Annotated in this window: 1 protein-coding gene; it reads left to right on the top strand. The window is 79.8% G+C overall.

Annotation, left to right across the window (positions count from 1 at the left end):
* Window positions 1-806 (top strand): GTPase-associated protein 1-related protein (locus ACFXA3_RS26450; protein ID WP_385190790.1); only part of this gene is annotated, 806 nt, incomplete at both ends.

Below are 806 nucleotides of genomic sequence, written 5' to 3'. Positions count from 1 at the left end.
GGCCGCGGGCCACCGCGGCGCCCTGGACGACGTACGGCTGACCGCGCTGGCCCGGGCGCTGGCCCGGCCGGCTCCGGACCGGGGGCCCGAGGAGGCCGCCGCGAGCGGTCGGCTGCTGACGGCCCTGGCCGGCTGGGCGCCCCCGGCGGTGAGCGAACCGCTGGTGGAGCTCGCCCTGGCAGCCGCGGTCCGCTCGGGCGCCGCCGCCCCGCCCGCCGGGCTGCTCGGCGAGGCCGCGCGGCTGCGGCTCGCGGCCGGGCTGGGACCGGAGCTGCGCAGCGCGCTCACCGACCCGGCACGCGAACCGGGCGACCGGATCGGGCTGTTGCGGATCGCCGCCGAGCTGGGGGTGGACACTGCCGACCTGCTGCCCGAGGTGGCCCGGCGGCTGGCACACGCCCTGATCACCGAGCCGGAGCGGACGTACGGGGAGGCCGTGGGGGCCGCGCTGACGGAACTGCCGGGACTGCGCAGGCTCGTCCTCGACCGGCTCGACGGGCTGGCGGCGGGCGATCCGGCCGCCGGGGCCCGGCTGTTCACCCGCACCCCGCTCCGGCTGACCGGGGACGAGGCGCTGCCGCACCTGCGGATGTGCGCGCAGGCGCCCGCAACGGCGGCCGGGGACCGGGTGAAGGCCCTGACCCGGCTCGTGGAGCACTCCGGTGTGTCGCTGGAGGAGGATCCGCTGGTGCTGCGGACCGCGATGCGGCTGCTGTGGGACGCGGAGCCGCCGGGTGCGGACGAGGCCTGGCTGGCCCTGTCCGCGCTGGGCGACCGGGCGCACCGGGAGGACGGCACCTGGGAGC

The organism is Streptomyces sp. NPDC059456 (assembly GCF_042750055.1).
In the GTDB taxonomy this organism is placed as follows: domain Bacteria; phylum Actinomycetota; class Actinomycetes; order Streptomycetales; family Streptomycetaceae; genus Streptomyces.
The sequence above is the reverse complement of the archived record's forward strand: the minus strand, read 5'-3'. Positions and strand labels throughout refer to the sequence as shown.